The sequence below is a fragment of the Pengzhenrongella sp. genome (assembly GCF_036565025.1).
In the GTDB taxonomy this organism is placed as follows: Bacteria; Actinomycetota; Actinomycetes; order Actinomycetales; family Cellulomonadaceae; genus Pengzhenrongella.
Genome location: NZ_DATCNW010000114.1, coordinates 19,287 through 35,484 on the forward strand (window position 1 = coordinate 19,287; position 16,198 = coordinate 35,484).

12 protein-coding genes and 2 pseudogenes are annotated in these 16,198 nt (G+C 68.3%); 10 read left to right on the forward strand and 4 right to left on the reverse strand.

The genetic code is table 11. The features are described 5' to 3' along the window. The first annotated feature begins 23 nt into the window (after positions 1-23). On the forward strand, positions 24-1,418 hold the full coding sequence (locus tag VIM26_RS06345; protein ID WP_331949508.1) for a GH1 family beta-glucosidase: 1,395 nt from the start codon (positions 24-26) through the stop codon (positions 1,416-1,418). 79 nt (positions 1,419-1,497) lie between these two features. Next, a pseudogene (locus VIM26_RS06350) lies at positions 1,498-2,489 on the forward strand (transposase). Positions 2,490-2,629: 140 nt separating this feature from the next. On the opposite strand, the gene VIM26_RS06355 reads toward VIM26_RS06350, so the two are convergent. Next, positions 2,630-3,721 carry a LacI family DNA-binding transcriptional regulator gene (locus VIM26_RS06355; RefSeq protein WP_331949509.1) on the reverse strand — a complete coding sequence of 364 codons (1,092 nt, stop codon included), beginning with the start codon at positions 3,719-3,721 and terminating at the stop codon, positions 2,630-2,632. A 226-nt stretch (positions 3,722-3,947) separates the two neighbouring features. Between VIM26_RS06355 and VIM26_RS06360 the strand changes: the two genes are divergently transcribed. The 6 genes from VIM26_RS06360 to VIM26_RS06385 all read left to right on the forward strand — a co-directional run bounded on the left by VIM26_RS06360 (position 3,948) and on the right by VIM26_RS06385 (position 9,859). Next, entirely contained in the window at positions 3,948-5,465 is a 1,518-nt protein-coding gene (locus VIM26_RS06360; RefSeq protein ID WP_331949510.1) for an ABC transporter substrate-binding protein, read from the forward strand. A 30-nt stretch (positions 5,466-5,495) separates the two neighbouring features. After that, complete coding sequence (locus VIM26_RS06365) at positions 5,496-6,437, forward strand: ABC transporter permease (protein ID WP_331949511.1); 942 nt, start codon at positions 5,496-5,498, stop codon at positions 6,435-6,437. Beyond that, positions 6,434-8,230 (forward strand): dipeptide/oligopeptide/nickel ABC transporter permease/ATP-binding protein, encoded by a 1,797-nt coding sequence (locus tag VIM26_RS06370; RefSeq protein WP_331949512.1) that lies wholly within the window; start codon positions 6,434-6,436, stop codon positions 8,228-8,230. Before VIM26_RS06365 ends, VIM26_RS06370 begins: the two co-directional genes overlap by 4 nt. A 3-nt stretch (positions 8,231-8,233) precedes the next feature. Next, entirely contained in the window at positions 8,234-9,064 is an 831-nt protein-coding gene (locus VIM26_RS06375) for an ATP-binding cassette domain-containing protein (protein ID WP_331949513.1), read from the forward strand. A 154-nt stretch (positions 9,065-9,218) separates the two neighbouring features. Then, on the forward strand, positions 9,219-9,434 hold the full coding sequence (locus tag VIM26_RS06380; protein ID WP_331949514.1) for a hypothetical protein: 216 nt from the start codon (positions 9,219-9,221) through the stop codon (positions 9,432-9,434). Continuing rightward, the gene (locus VIM26_RS06385; RefSeq protein WP_331949515.1) at positions 9,431-9,859 is read left to right on the forward strand and encodes a hypothetical protein; all 429 of its coding nucleotides are present in this window, start codon (positions 9,431-9,433) and stop codon (positions 9,857-9,859) included. Before VIM26_RS06380 ends, VIM26_RS06385 begins: the two co-directional genes overlap by 4 nt. An 87-nt stretch (positions 9,860-9,946) precedes the next feature. Here the strand turns inward: VIM26_RS06385 and VIM26_RS06390 are convergent, their stop codons facing one another. Further along, on the reverse strand, positions 9,947-12,355 hold the full coding sequence (locus tag VIM26_RS06390) for a glycoside hydrolase family 3 N-terminal domain-containing protein (protein ID WP_331949516.1): 2,409 nt from the start codon (positions 12,353-12,355) through the stop codon (positions 9,947-9,949). Between the two features lie 215 nt (positions 12,356-12,570). Next, entirely contained in the window at positions 12,571-12,945 is a 375-nt protein-coding gene (locus tag VIM26_RS06395; protein WP_331949519.1) for a zinc-binding dehydrogenase, read from the reverse strand. Here VIM26_RS06395 and VIM26_RS06400 point away from each other — a divergent pair. Continuing rightward, positions 12,925-13,441 (forward strand): annotated as a pseudogene (locus VIM26_RS06400) (dihydroxy-acid dehydratase). The gene VIM26_RS06395 and the pseudogene VIM26_RS06400 overlap by 21 nt on opposite strands. 339 nt (positions 13,442-13,780) lie before the next feature. On the opposite strand, the gene VIM26_RS06405 reads toward VIM26_RS06400, so the two are convergent. Then, positions 13,781-14,872 (reverse strand): LacI family DNA-binding transcriptional regulator, encoded by a 1,092-nt coding sequence (locus VIM26_RS06405; protein ID WP_331949517.1) that lies wholly within the window; start codon positions 14,870-14,872, stop codon positions 13,781-13,783. 267 nt (positions 14,873-15,139) lie between these two features. On the opposite strand from VIM26_RS06405, the gene VIM26_RS06410 reads away from it, so the two are divergent. Next, the coding region (locus VIM26_RS06410) for a family 78 glycoside hydrolase catalytic domain (protein ID WP_331949518.1) at positions 15,140-16,198 on the forward strand (1,059 nt) is incomplete at its 3' end.

Consider the following 16,198-nt stretch of genomic DNA (forward strand, 5'->3'; position numbering starts at 1 on the left):
ATCAACCCACGAACGAGGACCGCATGAGCGAGATCTTTCTGCCCCAGGACTTCCAGTTCGGCGTGGCGACCAGCGCCTTCCAGATCGAGGGCGCCTGGGACGAGGACGGCAAGGGCCCCTCGATCTGGGACACGTTCGGCCACACTCCGGGGAAGGTCCACGACGACGTCCCGGGCGACGTCGCCTGCGACTCGTATCACCGGTATCGCGACGACATCGACCTCATGCGGCGACTCGGCGTTGACAGCTACCGGATGTCACTGAGCTGGCCGCGCATCCTCCCTGACGGCGTCGGCCGCGTGAACCGCAAGGGTTTGGACTACTACGACCGCGTCGTCGACGGGCTGCTCGAGGCCGGCATCGCACCCAATGTCACGCTCTATCACTGGGACCTTCCGCAGGCCCTGGAGGACCGGGGCGGGTGGGCCAACCGGGACGTCGCCAACTGGTTCGGTGAGTACGCGGCGGTCGCGTTCGACGCACTCGGTGACCGGGTACGCCGCTGGGCCACCCTTAACGAGCCCATCGCGTTGTGGATGGGATACGGCGTCGGACGCTTCGCTCCCGGCCGTTGCGACCCGAAGGCGGGTCGTCAAGCCACGTACAACGGGATGCTCGCGCATGGCCGGGGAGTCGAGGCGTTCCGTGCAGCCGGCTCGCCCGGCGAGATTGGGATCGCCCTCGACATCTGGAAGCGTGAGCCGGCTACCGACTCCGCCGAGGACCTCCACCTGGCACAACAAGGAGAGGACGACGGGTTCCGGTACTTCCTGGACCTCCTGCGTGGAGGCGGCTTCAGCGACCGCCTTCTGGTTCGCCTCGAGACCGAAGGTGTTGCCCCGGACATGCGCGAAGGCGACCAGGAAGTCATCGAGGCCCCCGTCGACTACCTCGGCCTGAACGTGTATTCCCGCGTGGTCGTCGACGCCCGCCAGCAGGACCCCGAGCAGTGGGCGCAGAGCAACCCGCATCCGGGCGGCAACTTCCTGGACAACGGATCCGAGTTCTACCCTCGCGCGGTCTACGAGGCCCTGCAGATCGTCCGCGACGACTACGGCTGGACCGGCCCGGTGTTCATCACCGAGAACGGCTACGCCGATGGATCTTTCCCTGATGTGAACCCCCTGGACGACCAGGAGCGCATCAGGTACGTCCGCGGCTTCCTGGAATGGATTGCCAAGGCCGTCGAGGAGGGTTTCGACGTCCGCGGCTACTACCTGTGGTCACTCATGGACAACTATGAGTGGTCGGCGGGCTTCAGCATCAAATTCGGCATCGCAGCGGTCGACCCCGACTCGCTGGAGCGGATACCGAAGAAGTCCGCAGAGTGGTATGCCGACCTCATCAGGCGCCACAAAACCCGACACGCAGTTCAGCCTCGATCCACTGGTGAATGTGATGTCGCGAGTGGGTCGTGACAGACGAATGTCCTTCTGACCTGGGACGATGGAGCCGCTTAAGGACTCCAACGGACCAAAGCAAAAGGTCACCCGGTAGATGCGAGTTCGCCACACCGCCTCGGCGGGTTTCGATGACCCGAACCTCGTGTCGTGCGCCGGCCCGATGCCGGTGATGAGGTTGGCCGAGCGGGCCGGGCGGCACGACCTGGCCGCCACCCACGTGCGGGTCGCTGGGTCGGCCGGGGCCAACCCGGACGTGAAGATCGGGGTGTTGGTCGCGGGGATGGTCGCCGGTGCGGACACCATCGACGCGATGGACCTTGCTGCGTCACGGCGGCAAGGGCGCCGCTGCTGGTCGGCGCCGACCAGGTCGCCTACCCTCGACATCGACGACACGATCAAGGCGACCTACGGGTATCAGAAGCAGGGCGCCGGGTACGGGTACGGGTGGTCAAGGGCTTGAACGCTCTGCTCGCGATCGTCTCGACCCCACTGTCAGCACCTGTGATCGCCGCGACCCGGCTTCGGCGGAGCCCGACGAACTCCGCCAAGGGCGCGGCCCGTCTCGTCTCCGATGCCCTGGCCACGTCCCGCAAGGCCGGCTCCACGGGGCAGGTCGCCGTGCGAGCGGACTCGGCGTACTACAACCATGACGTCATCGCCGCGGCCCGCGCGGGTGGGGCCCTGTTCTCCACCTGGCGCCACCACGCGGGCTTCACCGACTCCCGCGAGCTCATGCTCGCGGCCGAGGCCACCCACCGCGACCACGCCATCGTGGAGAAGGTCATCGCCGAACTCAAGGACGGCGCCCTCGCGCACCCGCCTTCCGGGCACATGAACGCCAACGGGGCATGGCTCGTGCTCGCGGCCATCGCGTTCAGCCTCACCCGCGCCGCCGGGACCCAGGCCTCCAGGTTCCACGCCCGGGCGACCACCGCCACGATTTGGGCCCAGCTCATCGCAGTGCCGGCGCGCATCGCCCGATCGGCCCGCCTGCTACGCCTGCACCTGCCCGAGCGATGGCCGTGGGAAGACGCCTGGGAAGCGATGTTCACCGCCACCGGCGGACCTCCGATCCCCACGACCTGACCACCCAGCCCCAGCGGCGCAACCAAGGGCCCGAAGTGGAAGACCCGGAACAGACCGGCAACTCGTCCACGCCCGAATCACAAAATACGCACCCCAAGCCCGATCAGACCTCGCCGAAACGAGGACCGGTGGATCGAGGTTCAGTCCGGGCCGGCGATCGAGGGTGCCGGGCCGCTCGTGGACCGGGTCAGCAGTCGAGGTGCCACGACGTAGCGAGATGGCGCCAGGCGGCCCTCGATTCGTTCGAGCAGGAGCCGGGCGCTCGCCGCGCCGGTGAGCTGGCCCGACTGGTCCACGGTGGTCAGGGACACACGCTTGATCGTGGAGACATAGATGTTGTCGTATCCCACCACCGACAGGTCCTCGGGGACCCGCAGGCCCAGCTCCTCAGCTGCTCGCAGCACGCCCAGCGCTGCAATGTCCGCACCAGCGAAGATCGCCGTGGGTCGGTCGGCTCGACTCAGAGCCTCCACACCGGCCCGGTAGCCGCCCTCCTCGGAGTAAAAAGTCTCCACTACATCGGGACGCAGCCCCCGCCGCTCCATCGCCTGGACGTAGCCCTCCGCGCGCGCCGTGTGCGAAAGCACGAATCCGCCTCCGGTCGGAGCCGGAGGCATGCTGGTGTGGGCGATTCGTTGGTGCCCGAGCGAGGACAGGTGGTCGACCACGAGTTCGGCTCCCAGGCGGTCGTCGTCGACGACCGTGTCGAAGTTCTGTGGATCGCCATGAAGCGCGACCGCGACCACGGGCACCTGGCTGGCGACCTTCTGGATCCACGAGACATCGAGCCACGGGGCGACGAGGACCAGGCCGTCGACCTGCCGGTCGAGGAGCGCCTCGATGATCCGCTTCTGACGCCCAGCTGAGGTGTCGCCCGTCACGATGATGTCCTGGAAAGGCGTGTGCACGAGCTCCGCGCTGATGGCCTGGGCCACCTCGGCGCGGAAGGGCGAGCTCAGTTCGAGAGCGACGACGCCGATCGTGTAGGACCGTCCCCGCATCGCCCGGGCTCCAGTGTTGGGTCGATAGCCCAGCCGCTCCACTGCGCTGGTCACCTTCGAGGCCATCTCTGGACTGACCCCGTACGCCCCGCGGATCACCTTGGAGGCGGCCGAGAGGGAGACGCCCGCGTCGCGCGCGACGTCCTCCAGAGTTGCGCGACGCAGGCTGCTTTTCGTCGCCTCCACCGCTGGTGGCGAGGCTGCGCCCCGTGACTCCTGCTTCTTCGCCATGGCCCGCGATCGTACCGTAGTGGGCAACGTTTTCCGGGACCGCAATGGTGTGAACCAGTCGCCGTCGTCTCTTGACATGCTCGCGCGGGTCACCGTAAAGTCCCGGACGTAGAACGTTGCACGCCCGAGTCGTCGAAAGATCGGGTCGCGACGTTCCTGGTTTTCGCAGCGGCGCGATGACGCGTCACCTTACGAAGGGGTAATAATGCGACGCATCCATGCACGTATGGCAGCTTCGGCCGCGGCGCTCGCGCTGCTCGCCGGGTGCGCGGCCGGCTCGGGAGGCTCGGGCGACTCGCCCGAACCGTCCGCTGCCGGCGGACACGGTGACTCACTCACCCTCGGCGCGACGATCCAGCCGTACGGGTGGGACCCCTCGAACCAGCCCGGCTACCAGAACTGGGTGGCAGAAGCGGTGTGGGACAAGCTCGTCTACTGCAACGAGGTCGGCGCGCCCGTCAAGGGCATTGCCGAGTCGTGGGAGATCAGCAAGGACAACCGCTCATTCACCGCCCACCTGCGCGAGGGGCAGAAGTTCACCGACGGGACACCCGTCGATGCCAAGGCGGTCGCGGCCAACTTCGACTACATCAGCAAGAACGGCAGCAACACGGCGAACTACAAGGGGATCACCCTCGACACGCCCGACGCCCGGACCTTCACGGTCACGTGGCCGCAGCCGCAGCCGCTGATCAGCAACCTGACCTGCAGTCCCTTCATCTCCAGCCCGGCCGTTCTGAAGTCAAAGAAGTTCGACGCCCCGCTCGGTTCGGGCCCGTACATCCTCGACAAGGACGGCACGACCACCGGTCAGGTGTATGCGTTCACCAAGAACCCGGACTACTGGAACGCCGACGCATACGCCTACGACAAGCTCAAGGTGAAGGTCATCCAGAGCGAGACCGCGGGGATCAGCGCGCTCAAGACGGGGCAGATCGACGGCGTGCCCTCGACCGCGTCGACCTACGACGAGGTCGACAACGCCAAGGGCCTGGCGATCACCACGATCAAGGGCTCGGCGACCATGCGGCTGATCCTGACCGACCGGGCCGGAAAGAAGATTCCCGCGCTGGGCGACGTGCGGGTGCGGCGGGCGATGAACATGGTCATGGACAAGCAGGCGGTCGTGGACAAGCTGTACGGTGGCCACGCCCAGCCGTCCTACCAGATCTTCCGTCCTGGATCCGGCGGATACTTGGAGCACCTGAAGGACCCGTACCCGTACGACGTCGAGAAGGCGCAGGGGCTCATGAAGGACGCCGGTTTCGCGGACGGCTTCACTCTGAACCTCCCGACCGTCGAGGGTATCCCGATGCAGGCAGAGATCCTGCCGTACGTCACCCAGCAGCTCGCGAAGCTGAACATCAAGGTGACGCAGACGCCGCTGTCCGGCGCGAACACCTACAACGACCTGCTGAGCGGCACCTACCCGGTGGTGCTCTGGCCGCTGGGTAACTCCGGTGACGCGGTGCAGGACATCAAGAACGGTCTACTCACCGACGGCTTCTGGAATGTGTCGCACCAGTCCGACGCCACCATCGACGCCGCCTGGAAGCGGATCGTCAACCGCGACGAGCAGGAGCGGAAGGCCGCCGAGCAGGAGATCGCGAAGTACGTGGTCGACCAGGCGTGGAACGTGATCATCGCAAACCCGGACTTCTTCTACGCCCACAGCGACTCGGTCACCATCGACCATGTCTCCGACCCCGAGGGGCTGACCCCGAAGCTGATCGACTTCAAGTAGGTCCCAGCGAACTCACCGGAAGGGTTGGCCATGGCGCTCTCACTGCTCAAGAACCTCGCACGCTCCGTCGGTGTGATCCTGTCCGTCACCTTCGCGACCTTCGCGATGATGTACAGCAACGGGTCAGGCGTCGCGCGTTCGGTCCTGGGATTGAATGCCACCGCAACAGACATCCAGCGTGAGGTCGCCGAGCTAGGGCTCGACCGGCCGCTCCTCACGCAGTACTGGGAGTGGCTGTCGGGGGCTGCCACGGGCGACCTCGGCACGTCGTTCTACACGGGGCAGACCGTGAGGGACGCCTTGTCCAACCGAGTGCCGGTCACCGTCACCATAGTGATCATCACCCTCCTCCTGACGACCGTGATCAGCGTGATCCTTGGGGTCACTGCGGCCGTCAGGGGAGGGTGGGTCGACCGGCTCGTCCAGTTCTTCACCGTGCTCGGGGCGGCGGTACCGGGTTACGTCGTGGCAATCGTCCTCGTCTTCACGTTCGCAGTCGCCTGGCGTCTCCTACCCGCCACCGGCTACGTACCGATCGAGCAGGGCCTTTCCCCCTGGGCCGCATCCGTGACTCTGCCCGTCGTCTCACTTCTCGTAGGGACGAGCGCAGGAGTCGCGGCGATGTTCCGTGCAGCGGTGCTGGACACACTTGGCCGCGACTACGTGCGTACCCTGCGTGCCCGCGGGGTCAAGGAACGTGAAGTCATCTTCCGCAACGTGCTCCGCAATGCCGCCGTGCCGGGACTCACCGCACTGAACCTCACCATGGTGGGCCTGTTCGCCGGTGCCGTCTTCATCGAGATCGTCTTTGCCCTGCCAGGCGTCGGTCAGCTCGGCCAGTCGGCCGCCCTGAGCAGCGACGTGCCCATGGTCATGGGAACCGTGCTCGTAACGCTCCTCATCGTGCTGACGGTCAACTTCCTCAGTGACCTCGGCGTCACCTTGCTCAACCCGAAGGCGAGACACCGATGACCGCCCCCCTCGACGCTGTCGTTCCCGCTACGCTGCCCGCCCCCGACGACTTTCGTGGCGCCAGACGGCGCCCCGTCGTCGTCGAGTTGCTCCGGGACGCCCAGGGCGCGCTGTGCCTGGCCTGGTTGGCGATCGTTGTCCTGACCGCCGCGTCCGCCCCCTGGATCGCACCGTTCGATCTTCCGGAGACGGACATCTTCGCCACCAACGCGCCGCCGTTCACCGCGGGACACGTGCTGGGCGTCGACTCCGCCGGATACGACATCCTGTCTCGCCTGATCTGGGGCACCCGCCAGACTCTCGTCGCGGTCGTGATCGTCGTCGTGGTCGCCGTGACCCTCGGTGTCGTGGCAGGTCTGGTTGCCGGCTTCTATCGAGGCAAGTTCGAGACGATTGCGAACTTCGTCGCCGACGCGTTGATGTCACTACCCGCGCCGGTGCTCCTCATCGCGCTGTTCGCGCTCACTGGCCCGAATCTCCCGGTCGCCATGGCGGTCTTCGGGTGCCTCGTCGCCCCGCACACGTACCGGCTGTCTCGATCGATCGTGGTGGGTGTGCGGGGCGAGCTGTACGTCGATGCGGCGCGCGTCGTCGGGCTCTCCGACCTGCGCATCGTGGGCAAGCACGTGCTCTGGGCGGTCCGTGCACCGGTCATCATCCAAACCTCGAGCATCGCGGCCGCCGGTATCGGGATCGAGGCCGGCCTGTCGTTCATCGGGCTCGGCGACCCAGCAGGCGCGTCCTGGGGCATGACGCTCCAGCGTTCATTCGACGGGATCTACAACAACAGGTGGGGTGTGGTGTGGCCGTCCCTGGTCATCAGCCTCTCCATCCTCGCCCTGCTCCTGCTCGGCAACGCGCTGGGTGACATCCTGCAGTCCTCCGCCCGAAGCAAGGTCCTGCCGGCGCGACGACGGCGCAGGGCGATCGAGTCCGCGCTCCGAGAGCTCGAGGAACTGCCGCCGACCGACTCCGCTCTCGTGGGCAGCTCGGACGACGTGCTCCTCTCGATCCGCGGGCTGCGCATCGCCTATCCAACGGCAGACGGCGGCGTCAACGAGGTGGTGCACGGAATCGACCTGGATCTGCGCCGTGGTGAGATCCACGGACTCGTCGGAGAGTCCGGGTCCGGGAAGTCGCAGATCGCGTTCTCCACCCTCGGCATCCTGCCGCGAGAGGCATTGGTGCTGGGCGGAAGCGTCCTGCTGGACGGCGAGGACCTCATGGCCAGCCACGCAAGGATGCAAGCGGCCCGGGGACGACGGATCGGCTACATCCCGCAGGAGCCCATGTCGAACCTCGACCCTTCGTTCACCATCGGGTCGCAGCTGATCCGCGGCCTGCGCTCCGCACGATCCCTGTCGGTGAGAGACGCCCGGCAGCGTGTGATCGAGCTGTTGGTCCGGGTCGGGATCATTGATCCGGAGCGAGTGATGCGGCTGTACCCGCACGAGATCTCGGGCGGCATGGCGCAGCGCGTGCTCATCTGCGGTGCTGTGGCGTCCGACCCCGACGTCATCGTGGCGGACGAGCCCACGACGGCGCTCGACGTGACCGTGCAGGCTGAGGTGCTCGAGTTGCTGCGCGAACTGTCCGAGGAGCGCGGCCTGGCGATGCTCCTCGTCACCCACAACCTTGGCGTGGTCGCGGATCTTTGCCACACCGTGAGCGTCATGAAGGACGGCCACATCGTCGAATGCGCCGAGGTCGACGACCTCTTCGACGCGCCCCGCCACGCCTACACCCAGGACCTGCTCGCCTCGTCGCGCAGCGTCGAGCTGATGGAGATCTGACCCATGTCGACCCCACTCTTGGCAGTGCAGGACCTGGTCGTCCAGTTTCCTGGCCGGCGTGGCAAGGTGACCGAGGTCATCCACGGCGTGAGCTTCGACATCGCGGCGGGTGAGACGCTGAGCCTGGTAGGAGAGTCCGGATCGGGCAAGACGACGATCGGCCGGGCGATCCTCGGGCTCGCGCCGGTCAGCGAGGGCACCGTGACGTTCCGTGAGCAGACGATCAGCAACATCTCCCGTGCCCGTCGCCGCAAGATCGCCACGGACATCCAGGTCGTGTTCCAAGATCCGTACTCCTCGCTCAACCCGGCGATGACGGTGGAGAACATCCTCGTGGAGCCCCTCGAGGCGGTCGGCGTGGAGGGTGGCCGGGCCCGGGTCCGCGAGCTCCTCGACGCTGTCGGCCTGCCCGCCGGATCCGCCCGGCGGTACCCGCGCGAGTTCTCCGGCGGGCAGCGGCAGCGCATCGCCATCGCCCGAGCGCTGGCCCTCGAGCCGGCGCTCATCGTCTGCGACGAACCGACCAGCGCGCTCGACGTGACCACCCAGGCACGCGTGCTCAAACTGCTCAAGGAGATCCAGCTGTCCACCGGGGTCGCGTACCTGTTCATCAGCCACGACCTCGGCGTGGTCAACCAGGTGAGCGATCGGATCGGGGTGCTGTACCAGGGCAAGATCGTCGAGCTGGGCGAGGCCCATCAAGTCTCCACCGCTCCCCGTCACCTCTACACCCACCAGCTCCAGATGGCCGCGCCGGTCGCCGACCCAAGGAAGCAACGGGAGCGCCGCGCAGAGCGCCTGAAGCTGCTCGCTGCTGCGCGGGCCGCCCCCTGAGCTTGGCGGCCGTCACGGTACGCGGCCTAGACCTGCCCGTCCGCGCAGACCACTTCGGTCGCGGGCCGCTGGGAGAGGGGAACGACCGACGACGAGGCGACGCCTGATTGTCAACAGCGACGCGAAGAACGAGGCGGACGACCAGTACGCGATTGTGCACGCGCTGCTGTCCCCGTCCATCGACCTGGTCCGTATCATCCCCGCCCACTTCGGGACGCGCCGCACCACCGAGAGCATGGCCGAGAGCCGGGCGGAGGTCGACCTCCTCCTGCGCCTCATGGACCTCACCGGCACCGTGCAGGTCGCCGACGGCCATTCGGCGCCCTGCCCGACGAGTGCACGCCCGTCGACTCGCCCGGAGCACGCATGATCATCCGGGCGACCCAGGACCCGGGGCCGCTCGGGTCCGGCGTGAGCGTCTGGCAGCTCCCGTGGACGGTGTATTCGATGGTCTCGGTCGGCTATGCCGAGCTCGACGAGAAAGTCGCTCCCTGCGGGCCGCTCGGCGAGTACCTCGTGCGCCAGCGCAAGGAGTTCAACGCCACGCTGGACGAGGACACCGAGTTGCGCTCCCTGGGGGACTCCCCGGCCGTCGGAGTCGTGCTCAACCCCCAGGGTGCGGTCTGGCGTCACCACGTGGTGCGCGAGTTCGACGAGCACGCACGCCTGACCAACGCGGTGGTGCCCGGACGCACCGTCCGCGTCGCCGACTCCGTCGACGTCCGCTGGCTCTTGGAGGACATGTTCGCCAAAGTCCGCGCGTTCGACCGAGCGCGTTCGACTCCGATTACCTGAGTGCGTCCTGCGTCGGGCGTCGCGCCGTCCACGGACACGTGAGGACGTCTCCGTGGACGGCGGCTCGGTCGGGGCGCCCGGTCGTCGTCAGGCGAAGAAGCCTCGGGTCGCGCCGTCGACCACGGCGTCCGCGCGGATCGACACCGTGTCGGTCAGCCGCAGGTCCTCGGAGGAGGCGCCCACCAGGATGTCCACCTCTCCCGCTTCGACGCGCCAGCGCATGTCGGCGTCGAGGAACGCGACCTGGCTGATGTCGAGCCGGAAGTCGACCCGCGCCGCCTGCCCCGGCTCCAGATCGACCCGGCGGAAGCCGGCGAGCTCGAGAACCGGCCTGGAGACGGACGCGAATCTGTCGCTCAGGTACAGCTGCACGACCTCGGTCCCCCGCAGGTCGCCGGTGTTCGTGACGGTGAGCGTGATGTCGATGGTGTCGCCGGCCTCCACCTCGTGGCTGGAGAGGGTGAGTCCTGCGTAGTCGAAGCTGGTGTACGACAGCCCGTGGCCAAAGACATAGCGCGGCGTGTGGGGGGCATCGACGTATTCGCGGAACCCGATACTCTCGCCCTGGTGCCAGGCAGAGCCGTGTGGGTGGTTGTAGTAGACCGGGACCTGGCCCGCGTTCCGAGCGACGCTGACCGGCAGCCGCCCGCTGGGCCCGTGGGCACCGGTCAGGATGTCGACGATGGCCTCGGCGCCACCCTCGGCCGGGCTCCACGCCTCCAGAAGGGCGGCCAGATGGGTGTCGGCGGCGTCGCTGGATACCGGCCGGCCGTCCAGGTGCACGCCGATCATCGGCTTACCCAGCTGAGAGAGCTTGACGATCAGGTCCTCCTGACAGGTCGGCAGGTTGATGTTGGTCGCGTCGATCCCCTCACCCATGGAGGCGATCGAGGCCGTGCCGTGCTTCCCGCCGAGCGTCAGGAGCACGACGTCGGCGCGAGCAGCGAGTGCGATGGCATCGTCGTGTCCGGAGTCGTCGTCGCCCGCGAACGGGTAGCCGTAGGTCCAGCTCACCTCGGTGTCGGGCATCCGGACGCGGAGCTCGTCGAGGAGGCTGCGGATACCGGGCTGCTGGCGCTGCAGCAGCTCCTCGAAGACAGGACGGTCGGACGCCTCGATCGTGGTGCCGGGGAGGGTGTCCGTGATGATTCCGAGGTCCTCGCTGCGGGTGGTCAGGCCGGCCATCGAGGAGTTGACGGCGAGCTTGGCCTCCGCCATGGAGTAGTGGGTGTACCCACCGAAGAAGAACCGCGCGCTCGCTGCGTGGCAGCCGATCACGGCGAGTGTGCGCACGTCGCGCCGCAGCGGCAGCGCGCCGTCGTTGCGCAGCAGGACCAGCGATTCCCGTGCGGACTGCACAGCCACCGCCGCGTCAACGGGCGCGCCGTAGCAGCGGTCCCGCTCGGCCGGATCCGGCGCGAAGGGGCTCTCGAACAGCCCCATGCGGAACTTGGCGGTCAGCACCTGGTGCACTGCCCGGTCCAGAAGTGCCACATCGGCGCGTCCCCGCGCGAACCAATCTCGCAGCTCGGCGCTGAAGCCGTGGGGCACGTGCTGCTCGACGTCCATGCCTGCGCGCAGGGCCGCCAGGCCGGCATGGGCCGGGGACTCCGCGACGCGCTGGACGGTCTGCAGGTTCGCCACCGCGCCGTAGTCGGAGACCACCAGGCCGTCGAACCCCATCTCGTCCCGCAACAGCGTTGTGAGCAGCCGTGCCGACCCCGACACCGGCTCGCCTGCGACCGAGTTGTAGGAGGGCATCACGCCTCGCAGGCCGGCCTGGGTGATCGCCGCCTGGAACGGCTTGGCGTAGACCTCCACCAGCAGTCGGTCCGGGACGTTGCAGTGCGCGCCGTGGATGCCGCCCTCTGTGTGGTGCGAGCCGACGAAATGTTTGGCGACCGCTTCGGTGCGCCGGCCGGCAGAGTCCTCGCCTTGGAGCCCACGGGTGTAGGCGACCCCAAGCGCAGCGACGAGGCTCGGGTCCTCGCCATAGGTCTCCGCCTGTCGTCCCATGCGCGGGTCGCGGGAGACGTCCAGGACCGGAGCGAAGGTGTGCGTGATTCCCAGGGCTCGTTCCTGCCTACCGACGATCTCCCCGACGCTGCGCTCCAGGTCGACGTCCCAGCTCGCGCCCCGACCGAGCCCGGACGGGAAGCTCGTCGCCCCCGGCAGGTACGCGCCGCAGAGCCCTTCCATGTGGAAGATCGCCGGAATCCCGTGGCCGGAGCGTTCCATCGCCTCCGACTGGATCCGGCGCTGGAACGCGCTCACCTCGTCCAGGGTGAGCGCGGAACGCGCCTCGAGGGTCGACACCACACCGATTCCGTCCGGGAACCGTTGGGTGAAATCGGTGGTCTGCGTAATGTCCGTCGGGTAGTAGCAGGAGACCTGAGCCATCTTCTGGTCGAGGCTCAGCTCGGTCAGGAGCAGATCTGCCCTTTCGCCGGCCGTGAGTCGTCCGTGCATCCACGGGTATGCCAGGTGCGCGCTCATGCGTAGTCCTCGATCCGTCACTCGTTCGAGCGGTCGGAGCACGGAGCCCTCCGACCGAGCTGCCGACGGGCTCCGTGCCCGCCGCGCCGGACGTCAGAGCGCCGGACTTCGAGACTGATGATGCACTCACTTGTGCAACGTTCTACGCGATAGTAGTCGTCAGGTCAGCACAGCCGCAAGATGTTCGGGGAGATCCGCGCTGAGGACCTGATCCCTCAGGTCGCGGACATCCGCACGAGGACCTTGCCCGGGGTGCCATCGCCGGACGCCAGCGACGTGAAGGCCGCCGGCGCCTCGCCGAGTGGCACTATTCGGCTGATGAGGGCCGCGGCGATGTCCGGCGCACCCGCGACGATCTCGACGGCCGCGCGGAAGTCGTCGGAGGAGTACGTGAAGCTGCCGACGATCGAGCGTTCCATGGTGCTGATCGTGAACGCGTCCAGCTCCAGGCGGGTCTGACCCATGCCGACGAGGCAGACGGCCCCGCCCGGCCGGGTGGAGGACAGTGCGTCCGCGAGCGTCGCGGAGATTCTGCTCGGGGGTGCGACAAGACCATCCCCTCGCTGCTCATGGCCGCGGCCTCGGTGGATCTCCCCGCCATCGTCGTCCCGGGCGGGCCGACGCTCACCGGCACCTTCCGGGGGACGCCCCTCGGGTGCGGCACCGACGTGTGGCGCCTGTCCGAGGAGGTCCGTGCGGGGACGCTGTCCCAGACGGACTTCCTGAAGTCCGAGTCGTCGCCTGCTCGAGGCAGCGCACGACACAGGCAGGCTCGCGGTAGAGCTCGTCGCCGCCGGGCGGCGGCCGAGCGACCTGCTGACGAAGGGCTCGTTCCACAATGCGATCGTGGCCCTGGCCGCGATCGGCGGGTCCACGAACGCCGTCGTGCACCTGCTGGCGATTGCCGGCCGGTTGGGCATCGACCTGACGCTGGAGGACTTCGACCGCATCGGGTCGCGGGGGCCGCTGCTGGTCGACCTGGCGTCGGCCGGTCGGTTCCTCATGGACGACCTGTTCCGGGCCGGCGGGTTCTCGCCGTTCTACGCGAGGTGCGCGACCTGCTCGACCCGGCCGCGCTCGCCGTGACCGGCAAGCCGCTCGTCGACTACCTCGACGACGCCTGCATCTGGGACGCGGAGGTGATTCGCTCGCGTGCGGCACCGCCGCTGGCTGAAGGCGGCACCGTGGTCCTGCACGTCGCCCCGGAGGCCGCCGCCGGCGGGCCGCTCGCCCTGAGCTCGCGACGCGCGCGCCGAGCGCCGAGGCGGCAGCCGCCTACGCGGCGCCGACGCGAGGGTGGGAGCGCCTCTACGTCGACCACGTCCACCAGGCCGACACCGGCGCCGACCTCGACTTCCTCGTCGGGTCGAGCGGGGACCAGGTATCGCGCGAGTCGCACTGACTCCTCGTCCTACCAACGTCTGCTCAACGCGTCTGGCCTGGGGGCCCGCTCGTGCCGCGCGCCAACAGCCGGGGGGCCACGACGTAGTGCGCAGGTGTCGTCCGGCCCTCGATGCGCTCGAGGAGGAGCCGGGCGCTCGCCGCACCCGTGAGTGCGCCGGACTGGTCGATCGTGGTCAGGGAGACACGGTTGATCGTCGAGGCGTAGATGTTGTCGTAGCCGACCACGGTCAGGTCTTCCGGGACCCGCAGGCCGTGCTCTTCAGCAGCGCGCAGAACCCCGAGCGCTGCGATGTCCGCACCGGCGAAAATGGCTGTGGGCCGGTCCCTACGTGCGAGTGCTTCGACTGCCGCCTGGTGACCTCCCTCCTCGGAGTACCACGTCTCGATGACGTCGGGCTCGAGCCCGTGCCGACCCATCGCCTGTTCGAAGCCTTGCCGACGTGCGGTGTGGGACAGCACGAACGGTGCCCTGCTCTCGCCGCTCGCCGGCATGCTTGTGTGAACGATCCGACGGTGGCCAGTCGCCACGAGGTGGTCAACCATCAGTCGGGCCCCGAGCCGATCATCGTCGACGACGGTGTCGAAGTTCTTCGGAGAGCCGTGGAGCGCCACGGCGACGACCGGAACCGACTTCGCGATCTCCTCGATCCACGCGACGTCGAGCCAGGGCGCGACCAGCACCAGTCCGTCCACCTGGCGATCCATGAGCGCCTCGATGCTGCGCTTCTGGCGCTCGGACGATGCTCCCGCGGCCACGATGATGTCCTGGAAGGGTGTCGGCTCGAGCTCTTCGCTGATGGCCTGAGCGATCTCGGGCTGGAACGGCGAGGTCAGCTCCACGAGCATGACCCCGACGGTGTAGGAGCGCCCTCGCATCGCGCGCGCGCCGGCATGCGGCCGGTAGCCGAGCTCGTCGATCGCCACTGTGACACGAGCTCGCATCTGCGGGCTAACGCCGTAGGCGTCGCGCACGACCTTCGAGACCGCGGAGACCGACACGCCGGCCGCCTGGGCGACGTCCTGGATCGTGGTGCGCCTGACGTCCGACCCGGCCGGGCCTCGCTGCGTGGAGCCGGCGGACCTCTGTGCTCTGCCCTCACGTGCGTTGATCATCGGCTCGATCTTAACGACTGTCGAGATCGTTCTACGTAAATTGCGATGGGAGAAGCCTTCTGAGTCGTGACGAAGACTCGAAGTCTGCGCGAACGTTGACGCCCTGCATCGACCCTTGTTAGCCTCGTGCGTAGATCGTTGCACACTCGCAGCGCAGCGACCCACGGTCAGCTCGTCGCCGGCCCAGGCACTCGCCGAGCGCGGCGCCGATCTCGTCGCCCCGTCCTGTCCTACCGGTCCGCACCGGCCCAGCTCTCGGAGAAAAACATGGCCAAGTGCCTCGCCCCCGGCGCTCCGCGCGTCGAACACCGCACGGACGATGGAGTTGTCCTGGGTCTGGGCACAGCGCGACCCCGGCTCTCCTGGACCGTCCCGGAGGCCGACGACGGCTGGGAGCAGTCGGCGTACGAGATCGAGGTGGTCAGCGACGGCCATCGGGCGACCTACGCGGTGACCTCCGGGGACCAGATTCTCGTCCCGTGGCCCGCCGCGCCCCTGCTCTCCCGCGAGCGGGTCGAGGTCCGCGTCCGGGTGGCAGACGGCGATGACTGGAGCCCCTGGAGCGAGCCGCGCGCCGTAGAGACGGGGCTGCTCCAAGTCGGCGACTGGTCCGCCCGGTTCGTGAGCCCGGTGGGCATCGGGGCCGAGGACGCCCCGGCCGTCGCCCTGTGTGCTGAGCTCGACGTGCCCGGCGAGGTCCGGTCCGCGAGGCTCTACGCAAGCGCGCACGGCATCTACGTGCCGAGCGTCAACGGGCACCGGGTCGACGACACCGTCCTCGCGCCCGGCTGGACCTCCTACGAGCACCGGCTGCGCTACCACGTCTACGACGTCACCGACCTGGTCCACTCTGGCGGGAACGCCGTCGAGATGCAGCTGGGCAACGGGTGGTACCGCGGCCGGCTCGGCTACACCGAGCAGCGCGCGCTGTACGGCCATCGGCTGGCGCTCCTCGCGCAGCTCGAGGTGACGACGACCGACGGCGTCGTGCAGGTCCTCGCGACGGACGGCACGTGGCGGGCACGCGAAACCGACGTCATCTTCGACGACCTGTACGACGGGCAGACCACGGACCTGCGGCGACGCGGCGCGGATCTGCCCACGGCAGCGGTCGAGGTGCTGAACGAGGATCTCGGCCGCCTGGTCGCGCCCGACGGGCCCCCCATGCGCCCCACCGGTGTGCTGCCCGCGCGGGAGGTCTGGACCGCACCGTCCGGCGCCACGCTCGTCGACTTCGGGCAGAACGCCGTCGGCTGGGTGCGCCTGCGCGTTCGCGGACTGGCGGCCGGCGCCGAGGTCGTGGTCCGGCACGCCGAGATCCTCGAG